Origin of the sequence: Chloroflexus islandicus, from assembly GCF_001650695.1 — a bacterium.
In the GTDB taxonomy this organism is placed as follows: Bacteria; Chloroflexota; Chloroflexia; order Chloroflexales; family Chloroflexaceae; genus Chloroflexus; species Chloroflexus islandicus.
Genome location: NZ_LWQS01000069.1, coordinates 12,485 through 37,868, shown reverse-complemented (window position 1 = coordinate 37,868; position 25,384 = coordinate 12,485). Strand labels below are relative to the sequence as shown.

Sequence of the window (25,384 nt, the reverse complement as noted above, 5' to 3'; positions counted from 1 at the left end):
CCCCCTCCCAACCTCCCCCCGCTGGGGGGAGGGGTATGACTCCCTCCCCCGGAGGGGGAGGGCTGGGGTGGGGGCACCTTTTGATCCTTGGCGACCCTTAGCGACCCTTTGCGCCTTCATGATGGCCCCCCTCCCAGCCTCCCCCCGCTGGGGGGAGGGGTATGACTCCCTCCCCCGGAGGGGGAGGGCTGGGGTAGGGGCACCTCTTGATCCTTAGCGACCCTTTGCGGCCTCTGCGTCTTCATGATGGCCCCCCTCCCAACCTCCCCCCGCTGGGGGGAGGGGTATGACTCCCTCCCCCGGAGGGGGAGGGCTGGGGTGGGGGCACATTGCCCGCAGAGTGCGCAGAAGTTTTTTGATCCTTAGCGACCCTTTGCGGCCTCTGCGTCTTCATGATGGCCCCCCTCCCAACCTCTCCCCGCTGGGGGGAGGGGTATGACTCCCTTCCCCGGAGGGGGAGGGCTGGGGTAGGGGCACATTGACCGCAGCGGACGCAGAGGTTTATACTTATGTATCCTTAGCGACCCTTTGCGTCCTCTGCGCCTTTGCGTGTTTATCCTCTGCGCCTTTGCTCCCTTTGCGCCTGCGACGGACAGCCGTCCGTCGCTACCTCACCATCCGATTTGGTCTAGTATAGTACCACGAGCAACAACCGCGATCACGTCCGGCGGGTCAACAAGACACCAGTCACAATCAGCAAACCACCCACCCCCTGCACCCACGTCGGCTGCTCGCCGAGCAACGGCCACGCAATCAGCGTCGCCACCAACGGGATAGCGCAACCGTAAATCGCGGTGCGAGCGCTGCCAGCGACGCGCACACTATTATTCCACAGCACATAGGCCAGCACCAACGCCAGCAACGTCGCGTACAGCAAACCCAGCCACGCATTGGCGCTCACACTGGCCCACGGGACGCGGCCCCAATCAGGAATGCTCACCAGCACCATCCCCGGCACCCCAGTGACCATCGTCCACGCGGTAATGGCCAGCGGCGAGAGACCTTGGCCAAGCGTGCGCACGCCGAGGGTATAGATCATCCAGCACAGCGCCGCGCCAAGCATCAACAGATCACCCAACAACCCATTCCCGCCGAGGCTGAGGCCGCGTTCAGCAACCACCAACGCCACCCCGCCGATCGCCAACGCGATACCGGCAGCCATCATGCCCCGCACGCGCTCGATACCGAGCAAGGCAGCCGCCAGCGCCACCCATGCCGGCGTGGTTGCGATGATCAGTGAACCATTCGCCGCCGTGGTCATGGTCAAACTATAGGTAAAAAGGGCCTGATACAACGTATTGCCAACAAACCCGACCCAAAACAGCTTCCACCACGTCTTCCGGTCAGGAGGCAGCGCGCGCCGCCCTTCGCGCCAGAAGGTAAAGGCCAGCAGCAACACGCTAGCGCTAGCAAACCGCAGCGTGGCGAAGGCCAGCGGCGGAATCTCGGTTAAGGCAGCTTTGACAATACTAAAATTCGCCCCCCAAATCAACACAACCAGCAGCATTGTCAGGTCGGTGCGGGTCAACCCGGCAAACACGACCGGCTGCTCAACGCGCGTAGTGGTGGTCACAGGCCCCTCGCCATGCACTAGAACCGGCGGATTTCGCCGGCACATGATGTAGGCTACCATGAAGTATTGGTAAAGACCAGCGTCTACGGGCGGATATTTGGCTGATCAGGGAAGTTGGGGGGGATGGGAAATGGGGAGTGGTATAAAGGTTCCTTCAGACGAACCTACTCTTCCAGTTCGCGCACAACCTCATCGGCTCATTGAACCGCACGCTGCACGAGCGTATCAAGAGCAGCGACGTGATCATGATAATCACAATCATTTTCAAGTGTGAATCAACAGTAATTCGTCCATACCTTTGGAAATGTTCGCGTAGACGGCGATGATCATCGGCACTGCCAGCCGGTGAGAAACCTTCCTTTGCTTGGGCAACGTCACGCGCAAAACCAAACGCTCCATCGTAGGCACGGCTCATCGCTGCGCGCTGGGCAGCCTCGGCTGAATATGATGCGTCGCTATCGCCGGCCAACCCTCGAGCAAGCGCAAGATATTCACGCCAGTCAAACGACATCAGCCAACTCCACAATCTCGGCATTCAATTGCAGCCATCCCTCTTCGTTGGCAAGCAACGGCAGGAACTCGGCCTCTGCTGCGGCGAGACCTTGTGCAACCGCCGTCGTGTAGGCAGGCGCCTGTACACTCAGCAGTAAGTAGCGGTCATCAATCTCTGGATCGCGGTAGACTGCAAGCTTCATCGGGAGATCAGCAAGGTGCTTACGGACAGCTTGCACCGCCACATGGAGCACATTCACCATGCCGGGAAACTGCAAGAGATAGTTCAAAATCTCATCATACCCCTGTAATTCAACCCCTATCGCTCGCAGCCAAGCGATGTGGCGGCTCGTATCAACTGTCAGCGCGCTCGTTGGCCGAAGGGTATGATACGCCAACAAGCTGCTTACCAGCGGTGGTGAAATGATCGCCGTTGAACGGGTTGTAGCGAAAAGGAGCGTCATTGCTTATCCTCATCAAACACAGCTTGTAGTTGATCGGTAATGCACCCTTCAAAAACTGTTTCAATTTCGTTATGCGCCGTTTCAACCCAATCGAGCGCTTCCGCTATCTTTACCCCATTGGGTTGAGCAAGGAAATAGTCAATATCGAGCAAAACCGTTGTCATAACTGGTGAGCCCATTTCTGCCGACGTGAGTTGAACACGGCAACGATCACGCATCTCGTGTAGCACAAATTCGCTGACGACAGCAAATGAAGCCATCTTTTGGGGGAGCTGCGGACCTAAAAACGGATAAAACTGAAAAAATTGAGACAATTCAACATCATTCTAAGCAAGATTAATTTGATTGATATAACGAAGACCGATTCGATCAATCCCCTTCACCACCACTGTATTGATCAAGCTCTGCCACGTCTGCGCAATGATTGGTTTGAATTGCGTCCAAGTTGGGTAAGGTTTCAGGCAATTGACTGCAATGAGACGCGGACCTACTTGGATAAACATACGCCGGTCTTCAGCAAAGAAGAGAATACGTTCGCTGGTGCGAATTTCCTGACGGATCCCTTCTTGACTTTGTTCGATGCCCAATTCTGGCAGCAACCGTGATTCACGGTGAGGAAACCGATCACGCAACGTTTCGTAGAGTAAACCCGGAATAGCTAAATCCCATTGCGTCTCGGGACTTAAGCGGAATTCGCAAACCGCCTCTACGATAGGCGGATGAGTGTATGTTCTACCCATTGCATGCAATTTCTGTTATAGGGATTACATCTACAGTACCGCTCGCTTGTATTGTAACACACCCGATCCCATCATCCAAAGGCTATTGCCAGCAACAATCCGCGACAGCTATAATACGAATCATTCCGGCCCTTGCCGTGCAAGGAGGGTTATATTTAACCAAACTATCGCTAAACCGGCGCGGCAGTACTAAGAGCGAGACACCTATGCCTATCCCAGATTTTCAAACGATCATGCTGCCGTTGTTGCAAGCCATTGGTGACGGCAATGATCATCACATGCCAAGTTTGACCGCCAAACTAGCCGAGCAGTTCCAGCTTAGCGCGGAAGAGTTGCAAGCGCTGCTGCCGAGCGGACGGCAGACGGTCTTCTACAATCGCGTTGGCTGGGCCAGAACCTACCTCGCCAAAGCCGGTTTGCTCGAAATGCCGCGCCGTTCATACTGTCGCATTACCGAACGAGGAAAGAGCATTCTTAAGCGTAATCTAGCTAAAATTGACCTAAAATTTCTTGAGCAATTTCCGGAGTTTGTCGAGTTTCGCCAGCGTGAAGGTGGATTGCACAAACCAAAAGATCCCACGAGCGCAGTCGAAGATGACAAAACACCAGAAGAGATCCTCGAAGCAGCTTACCAAGAAATCAAAGACCGGCTGGCGCAAGAGGCGCTCAGTTTGATCAAACAAAATAGTCCGTTATTCTTTGAACGATTAGTGGTTGAACTCCTTGTCAAGATGGGGTATGGCGGATCGCACCGTGACGCAGCGCGTGCCGTCGGCCAAGCCGGTGACGAGGGGATTGACGGTATCATTGACGAAGATCGGCTTGGCCTTGATACGATTTACATTCAGGCTAAGAAGTGGGAGCACATTGTGGGCCGGCCAGAGATTCAGAAATTTGCCGGCGCGTTAATGGGCAAGCGGTCGAAGAAAGGCATCTTCATCACCACATCATCTTTTTCTCAAGAGGCCGTTACCTACGCAGCCAACATTGACGCCAAGATTGTGCTCATTGATGGCAAGCGTCTAGCAGAACTCATGATTGATTATGATGTCGGTGTCACAACGATTTTTACCTATCATATTAAGCGAATCGACTCAGATTATTTTAGCAATGGATAAGGTGCAGTATTGCTGCAAAAGCGTATTGATTAACCTTACAACAATGTAGTATACGCCGCGATCGCTCTCGAAGGCCGGTTTGCCTTGGTGACGCGCAACGATAGTGACGTTCGTCACGCCGGAATAACGGTGATTAACCCGTGGAAGCTGGTGAGTGGCGGGGTGTAAAGGAACAATGACGATGCGTTCAATGCAATTGCGTTGATTGCTGCTCTTGACAAATTGGCGCGGGTGTGGTATAGTAAAAGATGACGATGCGTTCAATGCAATTGCGTTGATTGCTGCCCTCTATCGGGGGATCAATCGCCAAGCGAGCAACGCCATGAGATATAGTGCTCTGTCAACCCTTTTCTTGATCATACTTAGTAGCTGCGGTTCAGCGGCCCCTCTTCCCACTCCTGCACCAACGCCAGTGCAATCCGCCACCGTCACCCCCACCCCAATCACACCATCTGCGACGCCGGCGCTAGTGGGAAACAACGATCCGGATACGGTGCTATGGCAAGGATTACTGATCCGGCTGCCGGAGTATGCGGTATGGCATGAGGAGAACCCGACTGATACACTGAACGGCGTTCCGATCCGCGCACAGGGATACGTGACCTATCCCATGGCTGCGCTGAACCCGACCGTCGAAATGGCTTCGGGGCCGCGCTTCACGATAGTTGAATTTGCCGGCACACCTGCTGACTGGCTGCAACGCGAGCGTGCCAATGCCACGAGCATGGCCGGCAATACCATTGATGAATCGACCATTCGCGAGACCTTCATCGCCGGACAGCCAGCCATTGTCTACCAACGCATGGTACGCGGAACCAGTGAGCTGACGTATGCTATTGTTGGCCTCGATCGCGACGAACAAGAACGGGACGGCCAGTTGTTGATCACGTTTGAAGCGGCGTTGGATAGTAATCTTGCGATGATCGCGGAATTGGCCCTAGCGCCGGCTACCGCGCCGCTACCTACGCCAGCCGCTGCGACCACCCCGGTCGAACAGAGCGCCGCGTATCAAGAATTGGTTCAGCGCGGCCAGCACGTGTTGGCGGTAGCGATGCCTTCAGCGCAAACGGCGGTTATCTTTTATGCTGCGATCGGCCACGACAAAGCCGGTCAGCCAGCGCCGGCTTTGTCACCCATCGGCGTCATGGTGCTGCATGCTCAATCCGGCTCGTACCAGCGCGCGTGGCAAATGATGAGCGCCATTGAAAGCCCGCTCGCGCCGGAACGGATGATCACGCCGTGGACGCAACGCATCTTCGATGCTATTGACGTGACTGGCGACGGCCAAGCAGAGCTTGTGCTTAGCGGTTGCACTGGTTTTGGCAATCACTGCTCGTATCAAGCAACGGTATGGTCACTTGATGGTCAACTCCTCTTTGCCACCCAACCCGACCGGTTTGGCGGCTGGCGGCTCTGGTCAGACCGCCAGACCATCGTCACCCGCAGCGGGCACAACATCGTTGGTCAAGCCGAAGCCGAAATCCATCCAGAACAGTGGCAGATCGACTGGTACCGCTGGGATGGAACGACGTTTGCCCATACCGCAACCAAGCTCGTTCCCGCCACTGGTGATGGCGACGGGCCGGCGATGGAAGAACTAGAAACACCCTGACCACGCCAATGAGCGACGGCGCAGCAGTCCGTCGCTCTTGCCCGCCGGCCTAGTAGAGAACAGCTACCGTTGGATCAGCGAGATAAATACCGTCACGGTTGTCCACGTTTCTGTCCAGATCACTTGACGAGTCGCGGCGAAGGTAGTCTGCGGCAGCGGAGTCGCCGTTTGGCCGAACTGATCGTGTAAGACGGCTTCGATCTGCAAAGTGGCCGTACCGGCTGGCATACCCCCCAAGTCGAGCAACGAACAGCGCGCTTCGAGAGCCGTGCCGCTGGTGATGAAGGGCGTCGTGCATGTCATCTCGCGAGTTTGGTTATCGGCATCGCTAAGCGCACGCACGTGCAGGCGCAGATACAGCGGACGATCCGCCGTGCCATCGGTTAGCCGTACCGTGATCTGCTTCGGATCAGTCGCCGCGACGGCGATCTCGGCTGTACGATAGGCGACTGCCGGCGGCGGCGTCACTTCCATACCGCCAATGGGGAGGTCGCCGCAATCGGGTTGGGTCAGCGACAACAGCGCCGGGCCGGGGTCGAGCATATCGGGCAGCGTTGCAGCAGCGGGGTTGGTAACAGCGACGCTAGCGCTCCCGGCACGCGAACGCACGTTGAGCAGCGTCCCTGCCGGCATCGTCACGCCCTCCTCCCAAAAGATACGCCCTTGGCGCCACTCAGGAGCCAGCGGCTGCTGCGGCGTCGTAAGGGGTGCATCCCAGCGCGCCGGCAACGTGAGGAGCTGCGGAATGCCGCCGCGTTCAACCGGCACAAAGTCAGCCACCAGATGCACCGTACCGTTCGGGGTGACGAGCAGCGTAGGGTCAAACCACGGCCCCGGCGTAGTAATCGCAGTTGGCGCGTTATGCAGGACTGGATCGGCCAGCAGACCATGCATTATCACGATCTGATTCTGGGTACGGGTTGCTCCTTGGCGAGCCCACGCCGCCACGTAGCGGTGCCGTGCCGCATCGACCACGATGTGGATCCGGCCGGTCGTCGGCTGATCATCGAGGCGGATAAGGCGCCAGTTATCCGGCGCGTCCGTCGTCGTCCACGCCAGCAAAGGCAACCCGTTGCTATCGCGGTACGTCACCAACATCGTCTCGCCGGCAAAAGCCAGCACCGGTTCAGTTGTTCTCCCGGTCGCATCACCCGGCGCAGCCGGCACCTGTGACCAGCGCGTCCAAGCCGGTCGCACTTCAACCCATTTATTCCCCGAGTCCACCGTCTCATCCCACACCCACGCATCGGTATCGAAGCGCCAAATTCCAATCTGCGGCTCACTCCACAGCGGTGCTTCGTTCAGCGCAGCAAAGACTTCGCCCGACCCGGAAACAGCCAATCCCGGCGCGCTTACGTGCGCTTTGAGGACATTGCCTGAACTGGTAGAAATGCCAGAATGCCACAAATGCCGCATCGAGCGAAAGTCGGGCGTCAACGTGGATCGCCACTGATAAGTCCAATAGTATTGGATCGGCTCACCGGCAAATTGCAGCGGATAGAGATGGCTTACGACGATGATATGCGATGGCAGGCCATTGAACGTCTTGCTCACCACCGGCAATAGGCGCGGTTCCCAGAGAAAATTGCCGACCATTGTCCACAATATCGGACTCTCGGCAATATTTGGTCCCGGTTGGAGTTGGGTTTCATACAACCAACCCACTCCCCACAAAAACGAGAGATAACCATGCCTTCCATCGTCCAACGGCATATATTGCAACTCAGACGCGTGATAATACGGATCGGTATAATCTCGTATCCTATTGGGACGATCTGTTAAGGAATAGATCCCTATCGCCCCCTGCAATCGCCAAGGGCGGATCGTCCACACGGTTGGCCACCCTACGATCTGAGGGATATTATCGCTTGAGCTCACCCATCTAGTGACGCCGATAACACTAACAAACACCTCACCGGTAGGCGGGAAGAAGGCTATCTTGGGGCGTTGCGCCGCTTGATCAGCAGGCAAAGGGAATGGCTCCACGATCACGCCGCAACGGCCTTCGGCGGCTACTGTAGACGATTGGCTGGCGATCGAGGGCGGGATCGCGGCCACGCTACCTGCTACACAACCAGCAATCATGACCCATACCAGCCAAGCACGAATCGACGATACGGGGCGAAAACTTCCCATCATCGAACGACCTCCTCTCCAGCACGCACCCTGCTTGCGCGAGCAGAGCACGAATAGCTCTGCCTTGTTCCGGTTATAGCCGATGATCATTTCACAAATGTGGCAATTATCTGCCAGATATTGCGAATCTGAGCGCTATTGACGGCAGGAGTGAAGGGTTCAGTAAGCTACATGATTCGCTATTGGACCTGATCCAGCGTAGCAATCGCGAACAAGACGATGCGTCGAGCGCAGCACACTAGTAACGCATTCCCTACCAGAACTTTACTGCTTGTCTGTCATAGCATAGGCATTCCTCCTGCGCGTCAAACCAACCTTATTCCTAATGATCTAGTTATAGCACAAATTTCGTTCACAAATGTGGATTTCACAAACCAAAATGAGGATAAAAACAGAGAGTGTGGCAACCCGTTTTAGAAAACGAGGGTAGCAGGAATCGTTATGGTGAGTGGGCATGCAGGTCGCTCCATTCGCCGTCCTTTGCCTGCGCAGCAGGCTGCGCAAGCCTCTACCTGCTCCGGCGAGGTCAGATGACAACCCACCCTCACAACCGCACCACCCGCTCGTTCTCTGCACTGATGACACGCCGATGCTCGCCGGCCAATACCGTCGCCCGGATCGCAGCCACATCGGGCATAGCGTGGGTTGGCCAGCGGATGATGCGCAGACCGGCGGCGGCGAGCGCTTTGTCTTTCTTGGCATCGGCGACTTGGCGCACGGGATCGAGGTGGGTGCGGTCGTCAAGCTCAATCACCGCCACAATGCTGCTGTCTTTGCGGCAGACCACGAAATCGGCGCTCATGCGGTTGATCCGGTTGTGCCAATACCAGAAGTCGTACCCTTGTTTGACACCGAGGATACGCGATAACTGCACTTGGGAGAAGATGAGGTATTCGGGCAAGGCTTGCACCAGCCGGTAATAGAGGGCCTGTTCGGGGTGGGTAAGCAACCGCTTGGCGTAGAACGGCCATGCCTCATCGTCAAGCACGGCAGCGGCTGGCTCGGCGTGGTCGTTGGCGAGATTTGGCAACGGCGCTGGCGCCGGGTAGGACGGTTGGGCCGGCGGAATCACGGGGGAACTTGGACGGCGTTTGCTGACAGCGGAGGTAATGGCGAGCGCGGTCACAGCGCCAAGGAGAATGACGCCGATGGTGATAAAGAGGAGCGCGACAAGGACGGGTACGAGTTCCATAGCGTCGGCTGCGATGATGGCAAAGATGAAGAACTCGGTACGAGACTGGATTATTGCCATCTATCATAACACAAACCTGCCACAGTTGTCACATCTGCCGCCCCGCTGGCATTGCACAGGGGCATGCCCATCTGTCATTGCGAGGGTGCGCGCCCATCTGTCATTGCGAGGGCGCGCGTCCATCTGTCATTGCGAGGGCGCGCAGCGCCCGAAGCAATCTCCCACTGTAGCGGATGCGCTGCCTTGCCGGGAACGACACGCCAGTACTGGAGGGTGGAACCCAAGGCCGGCAGCGGTCGTTCCCGCGCTCGCGGGGGATTGCGTCGCCGCCGCAGGCGGCTCGCAATGACATCGGGGGAGCGGCGGTGCGCCCGTCTGTCATTGCGAGGGCGCGGAGCGCCCGAAGCAATCCCCTGCTACAGCGGATGCGCTGCCTCGCCGAGAACAACAAGTCAGCACTGGCGCGGCGGACCCCAAGGCTGGCAGCGATCGTTCCCGCTATCGGGGGAGATTGCTTCGCTTCGGGGCAGAGCGATGCTCTGCCCCTCCGCTCGCAATGACATTGGGGGTGAGGGGGTGTGCCCACCTGTCATTGCGAGGGCGCGCAGCGCCCGAAGCAATCTCCCACTGTAGCGGATGGGATGCCTTGCCGGGAACGACCATCCAGCACTGGTGTGGTGGAACACAGCCGGTACCCATCGAGCGCCCAGTTCAAGATGCCTTGCCGGGAACGACACACCAGCACTGGAGGGTGGAACCCAAGGCCGGCAGCGGCTACTCCCACGCTCGTGGGGGATTGCTTCGCCGCGCGGGGGCAGAGTATCGCTCTGCCCCTACGCGCGGCTCGCAATGACAACAGGGGAGCGGGGTGTGCAATGACATCGGTAGCAAAGCCCACCACTGCCCAATCCGTGCCAATCTGTGTCACCTAGCCCTCGATCGGTTCAAACCGGGCTTGGAAGAAGCGCAGGTAACGCGGTTCGTAGACCATGCGCAGGCCGCGCGCGCGTTCGCGTTGGTCGTAGACGGCTTTCACCGCTTCGGCAACCACATCCATGTGGGCTTGGGTGTAGACCCGGCGCGGGATGGTGAGGCGGGTGAGTTCGAGTTTTGGGTAGTGATTCTGGCCGGTTTTGGGATCGCGTCCGGCGCTGGCGATGCCGCGCTCCATCGCTCGCACGCCTGAATCGAGGTACAGCTCGGCGGCGAGGGTTTGGGCCGGGAAGAGGTCTTGGGGTAGGTGCGGGTAGAAGCGGCGGGCGTCGAGGAAGATGGCGTGACCGCCGATCGGCTCCACGATCGGGATATTCCAATCGAGCAGCAGTTCGCCGAGGTAGCGCACTTGGCCGATCCGCGCCCGGATGTAGTCCTCTTGCAACGATTCTTCAATCCCAACCGCCAACGCCTCCATATCGCGTCCGGCCATGCCGCCATAGGTATGCAATCCCTCGTACACCACCACCAAATTGCGCGCCTCGTCGGCGAGCTGGTCGTCGTTAAGCGCCAGCCAGCCGCCGATGTTGACCAGACTGTCTTTTTTGGCGCTCATCCATGCGCCGTCGGTATAGCTGCAAAACTCGCGCACGATCTCGGCGATGGTGCGCGTGTCGTAGCCGGGTTCGCGCTCTTTGATGAAGAAGGCGTTTTCAACCAGCCGGGTAGCGTCGAGGAAGATTCGGATGCCGTAGCGGTCGCACAGTTCGCGCACGGCGCGCACGTTGGCCATGCTGACCGGCTGGCCGCCAGCCATGTTGACGGTGCCGGCGAGGCTGATGTAGGCGATCTGCTTGGCGCCAACCTGATTGATCAGCGTTTGCAGCTTGTCGAGATCGACGTTGCCTTTGAAGGGGTATTGGCTGAGCGGATCGTGCGCTTCGTCGATAATCACATCGACAAATGTGCCGCCGGCCAGTTCTTGATGGAGGCGGGTGGTGGTGAAGTACATATTGCCGGGCACATACTGGCCGGGTTGGATGGCGATCCGGCTGATGAGGTGCTCGGCGCCGCGGCCTTGGTGGGTAGGAATGACGTGGCGGTAGCCGTAAGCCTGCTGCACCGCCGCTTCCAGCCGGTAGAAGCTGCGACTGCCGGCATACGCCTCGTCACCCATCATCAACGCCGCCCACTGCCGGTCGCTCATCGCGTTGGTGCCGCTATCGGTGAGCAGATCGATATAGACATCTTCCGAACGGAGCAAAAAGGTGTTGTAGCCGGCGGCCTTCAGTGCCGCCTCGCGCTCGGCCCGGCTAATGATGCGCAGCGGCTCGACCATCTTAATCTTCCACGGCTCGGCCCATGAGCGGCGGCCAAACTGCTGCCCCATCGTGCGTGGATAATCTTCCATCTCCATCGCGCTGCCTCCTTGCTATGAAGTCATGCAAAACGGGGCGACGGCACTGTCGCCCCGTGCAAACGTTACTCGCAAAGGCCAAAAGCATATGATGCCAAGACGCCCCATTGCGCATTGCATCCGCTCGCAAGCAGCCATCCTTTGCGCCTTTGCGTTTAACGCAACCCTTACACAATTCCGGTCGGCACCAAATGCCAGTAGGCCCGGTTGAGCAGCGCCTTTTCGTAGTGATAGTAGGCGCTTGGCTTAGGCGGCTGCGGCGGATGGGTGTAGTCGAAGACGAGTTGGGTCGCTTGGCCGCGCCCGGTCTCAAGGAAGCACATCACCTGCCCGTGGTAGCGCTCATCGCTCGGCTTGCCCTTAATCTCGCCGGCAATGCGGTGCGCGATCACCTTCGCCTCAAAGTGGGCCGCCGCGCCGCTCTTGCTCACCGGCAGATCGGTGGCGTCACCCAAGCCGTAGATGTACGGGAACTGCTTGTGCTGGAGCGTTTCGCGGTCGGTGGGCAGCCAACCTTGCACATCGCCGAGGCCCGAATCGATGATCAGCTTCGCGCCGCGGTGTGGCGGCACCAACACCAGCAGATCGTAAGGCAGGGTCGTGCCCTCCAATGACGAAACCGTTCGCTCAACCGGATCAATTGACTCAGTATTGAAGAAGAGTTCGTAGTTAATCCCGCGCTCTTCTAACATCGGCGTGACAAACTCGGCCACACTCTCGATGGTAAAGACCCGCCCGATCGGCGAGAGATACGTAATCTCGGTCTTCTCACGCAAGCCGCGTTTGCGCAGCTCATCCTCCAGCATAAAGGTAAACTCGAGCGGAGCCGGCGGGCACTTGTAGGGAATATCGGCCACGCCAATCACCACCTTGCCGCCGGTAAACTCGCGCAACGCGGCATGCAAGCGCAACGCCGCCTCGGCGGTGTAGAAATGGTGAGCGCCTTCGCGATAGCCGGGCACCGCATCGGGATCGATCCGGGCGCCGGTCGAGATAATGAGGTAGTCGAACGGCAACTGCGTGCCGTCAGCCATCTCAACAAAACGCTCGTGCGGATCGACCTTCACCGCATCGCCGATCAGCAGATCAACCGAGCGGCGCAACAGCGAGCGTTCGTTCCGCTCCCAACGCTCCGGCGGCGCGCCGCCAAACGGCACGTATAACCAACCGGGTTGATAGACATGCTTGCCAGTGCGATCAATCAACGTAATTTGCGCCTGTTTGCGCGTCAATTGGCCAGCGAGCAGGTTAGCAACCAGTGTGCCGCCTACCCCGCCGCCTAATACCACAATTTGCTTGACAGTCATGGTCTTGACCTTCTGCGCATTGGGCAAACCCAACGCGAACCTTGCGCCGTCCACTTGGCGGCGCACACGGAATGAAACTCAAATACAACGACGCAAAGGGTAACAGGCCGTCATGATTCGTAGTAGTTACGCATCCCCCCATTGCGCCGTTGCGTTGACCTCTGCGCGTCGTGGCGGCCTGCGTTAGCGCGTCTTGCGCACGATAAAGCGGGTATACCCCTGCTCTGGGAACGCGCCGATAAACTCGTGACCGGCCTTCTGCACCCAGATCGGAATATCCTTGGCTGAACCGGGATCGCTCGACAACACGGCGACCACCGAGCCAACCGGCACACTCTTGATACCGCGGATCAGTTCCATCATCGGGCCGGGACAATGGCTGCCGCGCGCGTCAATCTCTTTGTCAATCGTGATGTTTGGGGTTGTCATTGGTTCCTCCTACGGTCAACGCTGACCGAAATCATTCCTCGTGACAACTATAGCATCTATCGCGGGGCGCAAACAGAAAGAAGCGACAACATATTCTGTACAGGCGGCAACCGTTGCCGGCGGGGGCATCCGGTGCAGCGCAGTTGTTAGGGGAAGATACATAGCATTGTGAGGAAAGGCGGCTTAACAGTGTCTATCGGTGTGCAGCACATGCCGTCGTAGTCCGCACATCGGCGCTGACAGAGTGCCGGCGCTCGGCGCAACCGCTGCCTGAACGGCAGTGCAAGGCTTGGCCCGAACGATCAAGGTCATTTACATCATCTATACTGTCGTTCATCTTGTGATCGCCCTTACGCTGCCGAACGCAATCTTGCCGTTTGTCATTCCGCTGCTGTGGGTGGTGGTATATACTGCATTTGGCGGATTCTATTGGCGCTATCTCGCTCTCTTGCGCAGTGCGATGACGGCGCCCTGAACCGTGCGATGAGAGCACATGACGCCACGCGCAATACGCAGGTGTTGTCTGTCATTGCGAGGACGCGCAGCGCCCGCAGCAAGTTGTCGATGTTGCCGTCGTCACGGATTTCCGTGACGAGTTGTCTGTCATTGCGAGGACGCGCAGCGCCCGCAGCAAGCTCTCGCGGTGGCGAGAACGAGCGCTGAGCAGTTACCTCCCGCTATCGGGGGAGATTGCTTCGCTCCGGGGCAGAGCCGTGCTCTGCCCCTGCCGCTCGCAATGACCATCAGGGTGCAGGTGGATACGTCGCATCCGTTGCGATACCAACAAACAGCTGCCCCTGCCGCTCGCAATGACAATCAGGGTGCAGGGGCGCGCCCGTCCACCATTGCGAGGGAGCGTGTCCATCTGTCATTGCGAGGGCGCGCAGCGCCCGAAGCAATCTCCTACTGTAGTGGATGCGCTGCCTTGCCGGGAACGACTCGTTAGCACTGGTGTGGCGGAACCCAAGGCGGCAGCGGTTACTCCCGTGCTCGCGGGGGATTGCTTCGCCGCCGAAGGCGACTCGCAATGACAACCACCTGTCTGTCATTGCGAGGACGCGCAGCGCCCGCAGCAAGCTCTCGCGGTGGCGAGAACGGGCGCTGAGCAGTTACCTCCCGCTATCGGGGGAGATTGCTTCGCTCCGGGGCAGAGCACGGCTCTGCCCCTGCCGCTCGTAATGACAATCGGGGAGAGGGGGCGCGTACACGTCTGTCATAGCGCGGGCGCGCAGCACCCGCAGCAATCTCCTACTGGAGTGGATGCGCTGCCTTGCCGGGAACGACTCGTTAGCACTGGTGTGGCGGAACCCAAGGCGGCAGCGGTTACTCCCGTGCTCGCGGGGGATTGCTTCGCCGCCGAAGGCGACTCGCAATGACAACCACCTGTCTGTCATTGCGAGGACGCGCAGCGCCCGCAGCAAGCTCTCGCGGTGGCGAGAACGAGCGCTGAGCAGTTACCTCCCGCTATCGGGAGAGATTGCTTCGCTCCGGGGCAGAGCCGTGATCTGCCCCTGCCGCTCGCAATGACCATCAGGGAGCGGAGGCGCGTACACGTCTGTCATGGCGCGGGCGCGCAGCACCCGCAGCAATCTCCTACTGGAGCGGATGCGCTGCCTTGCCGGGAACGACGAGCCAGTTTCGTTGGTAGACTATCATCAGCACGACGATCAGTGAAATAAAGGAGATGCTCGCATGGCACGCAACAAACGCGCCGCTGATGGCGAACAGGAAGGATTCTCGGCAGAAGAGCAGGCCGCAATGCGCGAACGAGCGCAAGAACTCAAAGCCGCTGCCCGCCGGAGCGGGCGCGCTAAACAGGAAGAAGAGGCCAACGCGGTGCTGGCCAAGATCGCCGAACTGCCGGAACCGGATCGCACGATGGCCGCTCGCCTGCACACCATCATCACCACCAACGCACCCGCCCTCACACCACGGCTGTGGTACGGCATGCCGGCTTACGCCAAAGACGGCAAGGTGATCTGCTTCTTCCAAAGCGCGCAGAAATTCAACACCCGCTATGCCACGCTTGGCTTCTCTGACGCCGCCATGCTCGACGATGGCGTCATGTGGCCGACCGCCTTTGCCCTCACCGAGCTTACCCCTGCTGCCGAAGCGCAGATAGCGGCGCTGGTGCGGCGAGCGGTGGGAGTTGCAGACTCATCCCATTGACTGAAAGGCGTGTGCTTCGTATCGTAAGTATCGGCCCGCATAAGACACACATATTTCCGCGCTAGAACCAACATAATGTTTACTTACATCAACATTATTCTTCTCAACCCCGCCGATCCAGCGTGGCATAGAACCATCGATCAGCTCTGGCAGCAGCTCGGTGCGCCGCACAATCCTGATCTGCTGCCCCCCCACTTTGTCAAGAGCACCTTCCCCCGCATGGGAGGAATAGTAGCGACCATTGATGCGAATCAACGGCTTGTTGGGGTTGGATTGCTCTTCCCGCGCGCTATTGCGGCTGACGGCACGCGCAGCTACACCCTGCGGCTCCACGAGTTCGATCAGCAATTAGACGACGATCTCCTCCGTACCGCGTTTCACCCCGTGCCAGTGGTCATCTACCGACCACGCGACGGCCAGACCTTCGCCCCTCCCGCACCTCGCCCCACCGGCGTGTGGATCGGGCCGCCGCAAGCTGATGACTTGCCCGCGATTGCCGCCCTCTACCGGGCCGTGTGGAATAGCCAGCCCTATCCTACCGATCTCTTCAGCGCCGAGTTTGGCCCCGGCACTGCACTCGTGGCAACGGTAGACGGACAACTGGCCGGGTTTCTGCTCGGTTTCTTCCGCTTCGGCGGCGCACCATACCCATCAGACGAACTAGCGATCGAGTCGCAAGTAATGGCTGTCGATCCGGTGTACCGCGGCCACGGCCTCGCCACCCGCCTCAAACGAGCGCAAGCCCGCGCTGCGCTGGCCCGCGGGGTGCGTTGCATCCAGTGGACGGTCGATCCGTTGCAGTTGCCCAATGCACTGCTCAATTTCAACCGGCTGCACGCCGTCGCCGGCGCATTTGTGCGCGGCTATTACCCGGTGCAAAACGCCTTGAATCTGGTGACAGCCTCGCGGTTTCTGATCACGTGGCTGCCGGCCAGCGCCCATGGCCGGCGCGGCTTGGTTGACGGCGGCGAACGGCTAGCACTCGCCGATCTACCCGGTGTAGCCGTGCTCAACGATGGGCCACAGCCATTGCCGGCGCCGGATGATCCGCCCGCTATCGCTATTGCGATCCCGCCTGACTGGACGGCGCTGCAACACCGTGATCTGGCGCTGGCGACCGCTTGGCGCGACGCGACCGACGCGCTCTTTGCCGCATGGGTCGGGTGGGAAGCGGGGAAATATGTAATCTACGCCGTTGCCCGTGATACTGCCGGCAACCATTATCTGATCGGTCGTCCGGCGGGGCCATGGGTTTGGGAAGAATGATACCCGTCCCCATTTCCCCCATGTCATTGCGAGCCGCGTGTAGGGGCAGAGCGGTGCTCTGCCCCGCGCGGCGCAGCAATCCCCCACGAGGACGGGAATCTTGCCTGCACGCATTCCCTTCGCCAGAGTAGGAGATTGCTTCGGGCGCTCCGCGCCCTCGCAATGACAGGCGGGCGCGCAGCCCCCGCGCAATGACCGCCGCACCGGCCCCGGCCCTAATCGGTCTCAGACTCGTCGTCGCGCCATGCCCCCAGATCGTGAAGAGATCTCTACTTCGGTTGCACCAAGTTGTTGTATACTACCTCCGATGATTGTGCAAATCGGCGCAAATACAGCGTCACCGCAGCGCGCTGTCATACTGTGGATGCTGGCCTTCTTGGTCGGGCCTTGGCCGGCGTTATCTTGCATCATCCACTGCCATTACCTTCCGCACACTGATTCGGCGGGGGTTGAGTTTTTCTCATGTGATGCACCCAACCGGGCTGCCCAACACGATCTCCCGCCGCCGCCGGTACGGTACGAGTTGTGGCCGCTTGGATTGATGATCGTGATCGGCGGGCTGGTTGTTATCCAACGCTTCGTCGCCACTCTACCGGTGATGCGCTCTTCGGTGATCCTAACTCCCGATCCGCCGCCACCTCGTCGTATGCACATCCAACCGGCATTGTAGGTTCATTGCGCGTTCATACGTGCAACGTGCGGTTGTTTGTGCAGAAATCATTGATTACTATACGAGGTGATACCATGCGACGTCTGTTTGTGCTGTTCGCGGTGGCGATGATGGTGGTAGGGTTGGCTGGCTGTGGCGCAAGCCAGAGCGGGACGCAGACTGGCGGCATTACTGTGCGCGATCCGTGGGTGCGGGCCGCGATGATGAATATGGCCGGCGATCAGTCGGGTGCGATGGGCAATATGCAGCAGGGCAATATGCAGAGCACGCCGATGGCCGGGATGCAGAGCCACGGCAATATGGCCGGCTCTGCGGTGAGCGCTGCCTATATGGTGGTGGTCAACAACAGCAACACTGCGGACGCAATCATCAAGGCCGACAGTGATGTCGCCCAGTCGGTCGAGCTGCACAATGTGATTATGGAAAACAACGTGATGCAGATGCGGCAAGTTGAGGCGATTGAGGTGCCGGCCAACGGGCAGGTTGAGTTGAAGCCGGGCAGCTATCACGTGATGCTGATCGGCTTGAACCGCGATCTCAAGGAAGGCGAAGAGGTGCTGATCAAGCTCACCACCCGCAGCGGCAAGACGATTGAAGTCAAGGCGCCGGTGCGCAAGCCGTAATCTGCGCAGAGCGAGGACGGACTGCGCCATCGCTCTCTTCTCTGCTCGTTCACGATAGTGCGGAGACGACCCACAGGGTCGTCTCCATCAATCCTTTAGTTGCAAGCGAACATACGCTCATTCCCTGCTCACTGCCTTGGGGCACGTCGGGGATGAGAAGAAAGTATCTTATTCGTCCCTCTAACAACTGTTTGTAGGTGAAAGCTATGCAACGCTGGCTCTTACGTTTCGTTGTGCTTATCGCGGCGCTAGCGCTCAGCGGCTGCGGCGCGTATGAATTTCGCGGCACCGTGCTCGAACCGCCCAACCCGGCGCCGGAACTCCCGTTAAACGATCAGTTTGGCAATGAGTTTCGCCTGAGCAACTACCGTGGCAAGGTGGTGCTGGCCTTCTTCGGCTTTACCCACTGCCCCGATATTTGCCCCACCGCCCTCGGCGACCTGAAGCGGGTTATGGAAAAGCTCGGTAAAGACGCCGAAAAGGTGCAGGTGGTCTTTGTCTCGGTTGACCCCGAACGCGATACACCTGACCTCATGCAGCGCTATCTCGCTGCTTTTAATCCGACCTTCCTTGGCCTCAACGGTGATCGAGCTGCATTGGAAAAAGCCTACAAAGATTACGGCGTAACTGTCATTCGCCGCGATTTGCCCGGTTCAGGGTTGGGCTATACAATCGATCATTCAGGCTATATCTACGCGATTGATCAGGCCGGTAATTGGCGCTTGCTGTGGGCGCACGGCACACCGGTTGATGATATTGTGAGTGATGTGCAAGCCTTGCTGCGCAATCCGCCCCGTTCGTAAGCGATCCACGCCAAGGCGCCACTAGACGGTGTCTTGGCGTATGCGTCTACCAAAAGTAATCACCCATGGCCAATCTGAACTTAAGCACTCGCGTGCGCATCGGCATTCTGCTGGCGACAATTGCGATCATCGCTGCCGCTGGCGTGTTTCTGTGGCAATCCACCGCCAACCGGCAGCGGCAACTGGTGTACGAGATTCCTCCCGGCACGGCGGCCCGCCTTGCCGCCGGCGAAGAAGTGAATATTTTTCCCTCTACTATTGTGATCGATTTGCGCTATCATGATACGCTGATCATCCAAAATAACGATAGCGCCGAAGTCACGATCGGCCCCTTCCGCATCGTACCCGGCCAGCGCTTTGTCCAGCGCTATTGGAATCCGGGCACCTACGAGCTGATCTGTTCGGTGCATCAGGGTGAACAGTTGCGGATCGAGGTGCGTTAGGCGCGTGAAACGAGCAGGTCGCTAATATCTGGCAAAATCTGCTCGATCATGCTGGAATGCGGCAGTCAAACTGCCGCATTCCATATATATCTACGCGCGGCAAGGTTGCCGCACAAATGGATGGAGTGCAGCAGTGAAACTCTCGCATACCATGCATATCCGCCTACAGCGAGGTTCCGGTGCGAGCCGCACTGATGCGGTACGTCATGAAGTGCAGCAGTTTGGCTGCCGAACTCCATATTGGCATGTCTCTAGCAACCACAGGCGTGCCCCCAATTGGACGGTGGATCAGGGCAATTGCCACACTTTTTACAAGCACGGTACCATGCAACCTTCGTTAAAACGTGTATAGTAGAGCGTAATATTCACCTTGGAGAACGCCTATGCTGATCTCGCACTGGCATGCCACCCTCGATCGTCCGCCACTGCCGACCATCGATCCACCGGCGACCGCCGAAGTGGTGGTGGTTGGCGCCGGTGTCGTCGGTGCAGCGACCGCCCTCTGGCTCGCGCGAGCCGGTTTGCAACCGCTGGTGATCGACCGGCAGGGGCCGGCAGCCGGCGCGACCGGCAATAACGGCGGCTTGCTCTCGGCTGGTTTGGCCGAAAACTATCTCGCGGCGACGGCCCGCCACGGCCACGAGGCGGCGCGCGAGTTGTACGCTCTCAGCTTGGCCGGGCAGCGCTTGTTAGTAGAGTTGATCGAGCAGGAACGGATCGATTGCGATTTACGCCTGCACGGCAACGTGAATATTGCGATTGGCGAAGCGCAATTGTCAATCGCCGCCGCTACCGTGTCCGCGCTGCAAGCCGATGGCTTCCCAGCGGCCCTGCTCGATCGCGCTGCCACCCAAGAGATGGTGGGTATCCCGCTCGGCGCCGCCGTCACCGGCGCCCGCCTCAACCCCGCCGCCGGTACGCTCCATTCCGCCAAGTTGGTGCATGGCCTGCTCGCCGCCGCTCACCGCTACGGCGCGCGCTTCAGTTGGGGGATCACCGTGCAAAGCATTGCCAGCGATGCTGGCCGGCTGCGCTTGCTCACCGATCGCGGTGCGATCAGCGCCGCCGCCGCGGTCATCGCCGTCAATGCGTGGAGCGGTGAGATAGTGCCTGAATTGGCGCAACGGATTAAGCTGGTGCGCGGGCAGGCGCTCTGCACCGTGCCGGTTGAGCCGTTTATCGCCTGCGGTTTCGGCGCTAGCCTGACCCCTACTGGCGAGTATGGCCAGCAATTGCCCGGCGGGCAGGTGCTGTTCGGCGGCTGCCGCGCTGTCGCGCCCGATCACGATGTGGGTGCGCTCCCCGGCGAAGTGAGTCCCGAAGTGCAGAATGCGATTGAGGCCAGCTTGGGCCGGCTCTTTCCCACGCTCGCCGGCATTGCGATTGAACGGCGCTGGTCAGGCGCGATGGCGTTCACCGCCGATTATCTGCCGATTGTGGCCAATCCTGCCCCCGGCCTGTTTGCGGTCGGCGGCTTCTCTGGCCACGGCATGCCGTTTGCCGCGATTGTTGGCCGCCACCTTGCCGAGGCGGTGCAGACTGGTACCATGCCAGCGGCGTTGGCGTTGTTAGGGATGGAGCGGGTGACGTTGGTGTAGTGATGTTTGTGCGACATGTCTTGGAGTGCGGCAGTCAAACTGCCGCACTCCATACGAGATACCGTTTGCGGCGATGGTTGGCCGTCACCTTGCCGAGGCGGTGCAGACTAGCGCAGTGCCGGTGTTGTGGGGGCAACGTTGTTGTGATGATACCTGCGCTACGGTATTGAAAGGTTTTGGAGTGCGGCAGTCAAACTGCCGCACTCCATACGAGATACCGTTTGCCGCGATCGTTGGCCGCCACCTTGCCGAGGCGGTGCAGACTGGTACCATGCCGGCGGCGTTGGCGCTGTTGGGGATGGAGCGGGTGACGTTGGTGTAGTGATGTTTGTGCGACATGTCTTGGAGTGCGGCAGTCAAACTGCCGCACTCCATATATTCGTGCTGAACGCCCGATTACATTCTGATATGTGTGGAATGTGTAATATTCCGATAGAGTTGGATGGCTCCCCGCTCGAAATCTCCAACCGGCACAGGTTTGGCTGAAATCAACCACGGTGAATCGAGCTGAACCGGATACAAAATATCGATGATCTGGCGCAGCTCGCTCACATAATCAAAGGGTTGATCAAGTAAGATCAGGAGGTCAATATCACTAGTTGGATCAGATTCGCCACGCGCCACCGATCCGTAGAGGATAAGACCTCTGAACCGTGCGCCATAGTAGGCCGCCAGCGCAGCTTTACATTGTTGGATAATTTCAGATAGTGTGCTCATCTGCCAATCTGTTGCCTGCACTGCTTGATCGGTGGTCATGATGGTGATCATCAGTTTACGTATACTCATATCATAACACAACCAATCTACACTCTTCCCCTACCCATTCCGCTCATACATCACCTGCCCACCCAGAATCGTCAGTTTAGGATGCCGTTTGCCGCGATCGTTGGCTGCCACCTTGCCGAGGCGGTGCAGACTGGTGCAGTGCCGGTGTTGTGGGGGCAACGTTGTTGTGATGATACCTGCGCTACGGTAACGCAATGTTTTGGAGTGCGGCAGTCAAACTGCCGCACTCCATACGGTCAAGCTGCGTTCCGCTCATACACCACCTGCCCACCTAGAATCGTCAGCTCGACCTGAATATCCTTTATTTCTTCAGCGGGGCAGGTAAAGTAGTCGCGATCAAGCACCGCCATATCGGCCAACATACCGGGGGCGAGCGGCCCCTTCAGATGCTCCTCACGGGTCAGCCAAGCCCCGGCAACGGTGTAAGCATACAATGCCTCTTCCCGGCTAACTGCCTGATCAGGCGCGATTGGCGTACCCTTCCAACTCTTGCGCGTCACCAGCGCGTAGAGACCGATGAAGGGATTGAAATGCACCGTGCTCGGCACGTCACTGGTCGCCACCACCCGGATGCCCCGGTCGAGGTAGGTGCGCATCGGTTTGTAACGCGCCGCCAGCTCCGGCCCGACATCGCGGAAGAGGTCATCGCCCTCGTAGTAGATGAAGGTGGGTTGGATGACAACCGCTAAGCCTTGCCGCGCCATGTGTTGCAAGCTCTCTTCGGTGGCGAAGTAGCCGTGGATCAGGTTGTGACGATGCTCGCGCGGATGGGCAGCGATCACTTCGGCAAAAGCGCGGGCCGCTTCATGATGCGCTCGATCACCGATCGCGTGAATGCCGATGTCCCACCCCAAGGTGTGGCCACGGGTAAAAAACTCGACAAGGTCTTCGGGATCGAGCCGGTTGTAGTCGTACACCCGGTCTTCACCCAGAAATGGCTGGAACATCCATGCCGTGTGCGAGGTGGTGCCGCCGTCAATGGCCATCTTGAGCGCGCCGATCCGCAGCCATTCGTCACCCAACCCGCTGAGACCGCCCAACGCAGCCGCCCGCGCTTCGAGCTCGGCGCGCGTTTCACTTTCACGGAAGCCGTGCCACGAGACGAGCAGGTTGGCCCGCACCGGCAACCGGCCCGCCCGCCGCGCCGCCAGATAGGCTTGGATCTCCCACGGTTGCAAGCCGGGGTCAAGAATGCTGGTGATGCCGTAGGAAAGGTAGGCTCTGCCGGCAGCCTCAAGCCCCTCGACACACTCGGCCTGCGTTGGCGCGGGCAACAACCGCCGGCAGAGTTCCTTGGCGGCAGCGCGCAAAATCCCTGTGGGCGCGCCATCAGCCTCGCGCTCGATCTTGCCTCCTGCCGGATCAGGCGTCGCCGCCGTCACCCCGGCCAGCTCCAGCGCCCGCGTGTTTACCACATCCATGTTGAAGAATCGCTTGAGCAAGACCGGATGGGCCGTAGTCGCGGCATCGAGATCATGGCGGTTCGGCAGCCGGCCCTCGCGAAAGAGCGATTCGTTCCAGCCTTCGCCAACGATCCACTGGCCAGCAGGCGTATGCGCCGCCACTGCTCGCACTCGCTCGACCATCTCAGCGATCGACGTGCAATCGTCAAGCCCGATCCGGCGCAGCTTCAAACCCATCTCAAGCATGTGGTTATGAGCGTCATTAATGCCGGGGATCACCGTCCGCCCGCCGAGGTCGATCCGGCGCGTCGCCGGCCCGGCCAGCGCCAAGACATCAGCGTCATCTCCTACCGCGACAATCCGGCCATCTTTGCAGGCAATCGCGCTGCACCGCGGCAACGCTGGGTTGAGCGTAGAGATCGCCGCATTGTGCAGAATCAGGTCAGGGGCAAGATCACGGGCGAGCAGCATAGGGGTCTCCTCATTTCTATCATCACTAACATGCTTGCACATCATTGCGCAGAGCGCACCCCCTTTGTCATTGCGAGGGCGCGCAGCGCCCGAAGCAATCTCCTGCGCTAGCGAACAGCGTGCGTTCAGGACATTGCTCCCGTGCTCGCGGGAGATTGCTTCGCCGCGCGGGGGCAGAGCATCGCTCTGCCCCTACGCGCGGCTCGCAATGACAGATAAGACATTACGAGCGCGCGCCCCCTTTGTCATTGCGAGGGCGCGCCCCCTTTGTCATTGCGAGGGCGCGCAGCGCCCGAAGCAATCTCCTCCTTCAGCGCGAACGACCGCTAAGAACAGATCACCCGTAATCAAGAGATTGCCTCGCCTCACAAACGCGCAGCTCACGCTGATAGATGATGTGCGGTTCTTGTCCCATCCATAGCCTCCCCCTCCAGAGGAGAGAGTCGTCTTTCCCCTCCCCTAGCAAGGAGAGCGGCAATGGTGTCATCCGTCCCCTCCCCCAGCGGGGGAGGGGCAAGGGGTGGGGGCAAAACCCGAGCGGGCTTTGTAACGATAGGCCGGCCCTTTAGGGCCGGGTTCCAGACAGATGTTCTGTCCGCCCTTGAACCTCCAGAGGAGGGAGCCGTCTTTCCCCTCCCCTAGCGAGGAGAGCGGCAATGGTGTCATCCGTCCCCTCCCCCAGCGGGGGAGGGGCACGGGGTGGGGGCAACAGCAACGACGACGAGGCCCGCCGCGCAGGTTGATTTCGCCACCCCACGAAAGACACCCACGATGATGGTCATTTTTTGTGCGATTTTTGTGTCTTTTTGTGGCTATTCCCCTAATATCCCTCCGCCGCTGCCATCGCCAGCGCAATCGCCCCCAGCACACCGGCGCGCGCGCCTAAAGCCGGCGGTACGATCAGATCTTCAGGGTTGGCGAGAATGCGCGGATGCTGCAAATAGCCATTCAGCCAGCGTTGCGTCGCCTCCCGCACCAGCGGAAACATCTGGGGCTGGCTCATCACACCGCCGCCGATGATGATTCGCTCTGGCGAGAGCATGCAGAGCAAGGTCGCCATCGCCTGCCCTAAATAGTCAGCTTCGAGTTCCCACGCCGGATGATCAGGCGGCAACTGCTCTGCCGGTGTTTGCCACCGCGCTTTCATCGCTGGGCCGCACGCTAACCCTTCCAGACAATCGCCGTGGTAGGGGCAGATACCGGGAAACGGATCGCGGGCCGGGTCGCGCACAGGCCGGATGTGGCCCATTTCGGGATGGATGAGGCCATGCACCAATCTCCCTCCCACCATCGCCCCACCACCAATGCCGGTACCCACCGTGATGTACACCGCCACGTCGCAATCGCGCGCCGCGCCCCACCGCCATTCGCCCAACAGAGCCACATTCACGTCGGTATCAAACCCAACCGGACGGCCCAACGCCTGCGTGAGCGCCCCAACCACGTCGGTGTTAGCCCAACCCGGCTTGGGGGTGGTGGTGATAGAGCCATAGCGCGGCGACGCGCGGTTGAGATCGACCGGCCCGAACGAACCTACCCCGATTGCCGCTAATTGCGCTGGCTGATGGGCGCGAAAGAACGCAATCGCCTGCCCTAACGTCTCGGCGGGTGTTGTGGTCGGAAAACGGATCTCGGCCCGAATATCGTCCGGCCCCGTCCCAATCGCACACACCCACTTCGTCCCACCCGCCTCAATCCCGCCGTAGAGCCGTTCCGCCATCACCACACCTCACCCCGAT

Annotated in this window: 24 protein-coding genes; 11 read left to right on the top strand and 13 right to left on the bottom strand. The window is 59.4% G+C overall.

Going from position 1 to position 25,384, the window contains the following annotated elements; all coding sequences use genetic code 11:
- Positions 1-658: 658 nt before the first annotated feature.
- The 5 genes from A6A03_RS13870 to A6A03_RS13850 all read right to left on the bottom strand — a co-directional run bounded on the left by A6A03_RS13870 (position 659) and on the right by A6A03_RS13850 (position 3,269).
- Positions 659-1,573: a DMT family transporter gene (locus A6A03_RS13870; RefSeq protein ID WP_245668990.1), complete on the bottom strand. Its 915-nt coding sequence runs from the start codon at positions 1,571-1,573 to the stop codon at positions 659-661.
- A 154-nt stretch (positions 1,574-1,727) separates the two neighbouring features.
- Positions 1,728-2,084 (bottom strand): hypothetical protein, encoded by a 357-nt coding sequence (locus tag A6A03_RS13865; protein ID WP_066789522.1) that lies wholly within the window; start codon positions 2,082-2,084, stop codon positions 1,728-1,730.
- On the bottom strand, positions 2,074-2,529 hold the full coding sequence (locus tag A6A03_RS13860) for a hypothetical protein (protein WP_066789521.1): 456 nt from the start codon (positions 2,527-2,529) through the stop codon (positions 2,074-2,076). The genes A6A03_RS13865 and A6A03_RS13860 overlap by 11 nt, the downstream gene beginning before the upstream one ends.
- Positions 2,526-2,843, bottom strand: coding sequence for a hypothetical protein (locus A6A03_RS13855; protein WP_066789519.1), 318 nt, complete (start codon positions 2,841-2,843; stop codon positions 2,526-2,528). The genes A6A03_RS13860 and A6A03_RS13855 overlap by 4 nt, the downstream gene beginning before the upstream one ends.
- Before the next feature lie 12 nt (positions 2,844-2,855).
- The gene (locus A6A03_RS13850) at positions 2,856-3,269 is read right to left on the bottom strand and encodes a TIGR04255 family protein (RefSeq protein ID WP_066789517.1); all 414 of its coding nucleotides are present in this window, start codon (positions 3,267-3,269) and stop codon (positions 2,856-2,858) included.
- Between the two features lie 206 nt (positions 3,270-3,475).
- Between A6A03_RS13850 and A6A03_RS13845 the strand changes: the two genes are divergently transcribed.
- Together A6A03_RS13845 and A6A03_RS13840 are read left to right on the top strand one after the other, a co-directional pair.
- Positions 3,476-4,387, top strand: coding sequence for a restriction endonuclease (locus A6A03_RS13845; protein WP_066789514.1), 912 nt, complete (start codon positions 3,476-3,478; stop codon positions 4,385-4,387).
- A gap of 412 nt (positions 4,388-4,799) precedes the next feature.
- A complete protein-coding gene (locus A6A03_RS13840; protein WP_156525345.1) occupies positions 4,800-5,999 on the top strand; it encodes a hypothetical protein in 1,200 nt (399 codons plus the stop codon).
- 63 nt (positions 6,000-6,062) lie between these two features.
- Here A6A03_RS13840 and A6A03_RS13835 read toward each other — a convergent pair whose 3' ends face one another.
- The 5 genes from A6A03_RS13835 to A6A03_RS13815 form a co-directional block, all read right to left on the bottom strand.
- Complete coding sequence (locus A6A03_RS13835) at positions 6,063-7,712, bottom strand: hypothetical protein (RefSeq protein ID WP_156525344.1); 1,650 nt, start codon at positions 7,710-7,712, stop codon at positions 6,063-6,065.
- A gap of 967 nt (positions 7,713-8,679) precedes the next feature.
- Positions 8,680-9,387, bottom strand: coding sequence for a DUF2726 domain-containing protein (locus tag A6A03_RS13830; RefSeq protein ID WP_066789505.1), 708 nt, complete (start codon positions 9,385-9,387; stop codon positions 8,680-8,682).
- 868 nt (positions 9,388-10,255) lie between these two features.
- Entirely contained in the window at positions 10,256-11,677 is a 1,422-nt protein-coding gene (locus A6A03_RS13825) for a tyrosine phenol-lyase (RefSeq protein WP_066789502.1), read from the bottom strand.
- A gap of 167 nt (positions 11,678-11,844) precedes the next feature.
- On the bottom strand, positions 11,845-12,984 hold the full coding sequence (locus tag A6A03_RS13820; RefSeq protein WP_066789524.1) for an NAD(P)/FAD-dependent oxidoreductase: 1,140 nt from the start codon (positions 12,982-12,984) through the stop codon (positions 11,845-11,847).
- 183 nt (positions 12,985-13,167) lie between these two features.
- Positions 13,168-13,413 carry a sulfurtransferase TusA family protein gene (locus A6A03_RS13815; protein WP_066789499.1) on the bottom strand — a complete coding sequence of 82 codons (246 nt, stop codon included), beginning with the start codon at positions 13,411-13,413 and terminating at the stop codon, positions 13,168-13,170.
- A gap of 289 nt (positions 13,414-13,702) precedes the next feature.
- Between A6A03_RS13815 and A6A03_RS13810 the strand changes: the two genes are divergently transcribed.
- The 9 genes from A6A03_RS13810 to A6A03_RS13770 all read left to right on the top strand — a co-directional run bounded on the left by A6A03_RS13810 (position 13,703) and on the right by A6A03_RS13770 (position 21,307).
- On the top strand, positions 13,703-13,888 hold the full coding sequence (locus A6A03_RS13810; RefSeq protein WP_156525343.1) for a hypothetical protein: 186 nt from the start codon (positions 13,703-13,705) through the stop codon (positions 13,886-13,888).
- A 1,217-nt stretch (positions 13,889-15,105) separates the two neighbouring features.
- Positions 15,106-15,582, top strand: coding sequence for an iron chaperone (locus tag A6A03_RS13805; RefSeq protein WP_066789494.1), 477 nt, complete (start codon positions 15,106-15,108; stop codon positions 15,580-15,582).
- Between the two features lie 75 nt (positions 15,583-15,657).
- A complete protein-coding gene (locus tag A6A03_RS13800; RefSeq protein ID WP_066789491.1) occupies positions 15,658-16,848 on the top strand; it encodes a GNAT family N-acetyltransferase in 1,191 nt (396 codons plus the stop codon).
- Positions 16,849-17,155: 307 nt separating this feature from the next.
- Positions 17,156-17,518: a hypothetical protein gene (locus tag A6A03_RS13795; protein WP_066789482.1), complete on the top strand. Its 363-nt coding sequence runs from the start codon at positions 17,156-17,158 to the stop codon at positions 17,516-17,518.
- Between the two features lie 74 nt (positions 17,519-17,592).
- Positions 17,593-18,141, top strand: a complete 549-nt coding sequence (locus tag A6A03_RS13790; protein WP_066789480.1) for a copper chaperone PCu(A)C — start codon at positions 17,593-17,595, stop codon at positions 18,139-18,141.
- A 206-nt stretch (positions 18,142-18,347) separates the two neighbouring features.
- Positions 18,348-18,944 (top strand): SCO family protein, encoded by a 597-nt coding sequence (locus A6A03_RS13785; RefSeq protein ID WP_066789478.1) that lies wholly within the window; start codon positions 18,348-18,350, stop codon positions 18,942-18,944.
- 65 nt (positions 18,945-19,009) lie between these two features.
- Positions 19,010-19,387, top strand: coding sequence for a cupredoxin domain-containing protein (locus A6A03_RS13780; RefSeq protein ID WP_066789469.1), 378 nt, complete (start codon positions 19,010-19,012; stop codon positions 19,385-19,387).
- 383 nt (positions 19,388-19,770) lie between these two features.
- Positions 19,771-20,985, top strand: coding sequence for an NAD(P)/FAD-dependent oxidoreductase (locus A6A03_RS13775; RefSeq protein ID WP_066789466.1), 1,215 nt, complete (start codon positions 19,771-19,773; stop codon positions 20,983-20,985).
- A 73-nt stretch (positions 20,986-21,058) separates the two neighbouring features.
- Positions 21,059-21,307 carry a hypothetical protein gene (locus A6A03_RS13770; RefSeq protein ID WP_066789463.1) on the top strand — a complete coding sequence of 83 codons (249 nt, stop codon included), beginning with the start codon at positions 21,059-21,061 and terminating at the stop codon, positions 21,305-21,307.
- A 74-nt stretch (positions 21,308-21,381) separates the two neighbouring features.
- Here A6A03_RS13770 and A6A03_RS13765 read toward each other — a convergent pair whose 3' ends face one another.
- The 3 genes from A6A03_RS13765 to A6A03_RS13755 all read right to left on the bottom strand — a co-directional run bounded on the left by A6A03_RS13765 (position 21,382) and on the right by A6A03_RS13755 (position 25,365).
- Positions 21,382-21,741: a nucleotidyltransferase family protein gene (locus A6A03_RS13765; RefSeq protein WP_216636351.1), complete on the bottom strand. Its 360-nt coding sequence runs from the start codon at positions 21,739-21,741 to the stop codon at positions 21,382-21,384.
- A 266-nt stretch (positions 21,742-22,007) separates the two neighbouring features.
- Positions 22,008-23,645 carry an amidohydrolase gene (locus A6A03_RS13760; RefSeq protein WP_066789456.1) on the bottom strand — a complete coding sequence of 546 codons (1,638 nt, stop codon included), beginning with the start codon at positions 23,643-23,645 and terminating at the stop codon, positions 22,008-22,010.
- A gap of 820 nt (positions 23,646-24,465) precedes the next feature.
- Positions 24,466-25,365: an ROK family protein gene (locus A6A03_RS13755; protein ID WP_066789453.1), complete on the bottom strand. Its 900-nt coding sequence runs from the start codon at positions 25,363-25,365 to the stop codon at positions 24,466-24,468.
- Between the last annotated feature and the right edge of the window lie 19 nt (positions 25,366-25,384).

Excerpts from the sequence above, each read along its gene's own strand:
- A6A03_RS13785 (WP_066789478.1), top strand. The coding sequence starts at position 18,348 with ATGCAACGCTGGCTCTTACGTTTCGTTGTGCTTATCGCGGCGCTAGCG.
- A6A03_RS13755 (WP_066789453.1), bottom strand. The coding sequence starts at position 25,365 with ATGGCGGAACGGCTCTACGGCGGGATTGAGGCGGGTGGGACGAAGTGG.
- A6A03_RS13830 (WP_066789505.1), bottom strand. The coding sequence starts at position 9,387 with ATGGCAATAATCCAGTCTCGTACCGAGTTCTTCATCTTTGCCATCATC.
- A6A03_RS13765 (WP_216636351.1), bottom strand. The coding sequence starts at position 21,741 with ATGACCACCGATCAAGCAGTGCAGGCAACAGATTGGCAGATGAGCACA.
- A6A03_RS13845 (WP_066789514.1), top strand. The coding sequence starts at position 3,476 with ATGCCTATCCCAGATTTTCAAACGATCATGCTGCCGTTGTTGCAAGCC.
- A6A03_RS13780 (WP_066789469.1), top strand. The coding sequence starts at position 19,010 with ATGGCCAATCTGAACTTAAGCACTCGCGTGCGCATCGGCATTCTGCTG.
- A6A03_RS13820 (WP_066789524.1), bottom strand. The coding sequence starts at position 12,984 with ATGACTGTCAAGCAAATTGTGGTATTAGGCGGCGGGGTAGGCGGCACA.
- A6A03_RS13795 (WP_066789482.1), top strand. The coding sequence starts at position 17,156 with ATGATTGTGCAAATCGGCGCAAATACAGCGTCACCGCAGCGCGCTGTC.
- A6A03_RS13865 (WP_066789522.1), bottom strand. The coding sequence starts at position 2,084 with ATGTCGTTTGACTGGCGTGAATATCTTGCGCTTGCTCGAGGGTTGGCC.
- A6A03_RS13760 (WP_066789456.1), bottom strand. The coding sequence starts at position 23,645 with ATGCTGCTCGCCCGTGATCTTGCCCCTGACCTGATTCTGCACAATGCG.
- A6A03_RS13805 (WP_066789494.1), top strand. The coding sequence starts at position 15,106 with ATGGCACGCAACAAACGCGCCGCTGATGGCGAACAGGAAGGATTCTCG.
- A6A03_RS13835 (WP_156525344.1), bottom strand. The coding sequence starts at position 7,712 with ATGCCGTTGGACGATGGAAGGCATGGTTATCTCTCGTTTTTGTGGGGA.
- A6A03_RS13775 (WP_066789466.1), top strand. The coding sequence starts at position 19,771 with ATGCTGATCTCGCACTGGCATGCCACCCTCGATCGTCCGCCACTGCCG.
- A6A03_RS13815 (WP_066789499.1), bottom strand. The coding sequence starts at position 13,413 with ATGACAACCCCAAACATCACGATTGACAAAGAGATTGACGCGCGCGGC.
- A6A03_RS13825 (WP_066789502.1), bottom strand. The coding sequence starts at position 11,677 with ATGGAGATGGAAGATTATCCACGCACGATGGGGCAGCAGTTTGGCCGC.
- A6A03_RS13770 (WP_066789463.1), top strand. The coding sequence starts at position 21,059 with ATGGTTGGCCGTCACCTTGCCGAGGCGGTGCAGACTAGCGCAGTGCCG.
- A6A03_RS13800 (WP_066789491.1), top strand. The coding sequence starts at position 15,658 with ATGTTTACTTACATCAACATTATTCTTCTCAACCCCGCCGATCCAGCG.
- A6A03_RS13860 (WP_066789521.1), bottom strand. The coding sequence starts at position 2,529 with ATGACGCTCCTTTTCGCTACAACCCGTTCAACGGCGATCATTTCACCA.
- A6A03_RS13850 (WP_066789517.1), bottom strand. The coding sequence starts at position 3,269 with ATGGGTAGAACATACACTCATCCGCCTATCGTAGAGGCGGTTTGCGAA.
- A6A03_RS13790 (WP_066789480.1), top strand. The coding sequence starts at position 17,593 with ATGCGACGTCTGTTTGTGCTGTTCGCGGTGGCGATGATGGTGGTAGGG.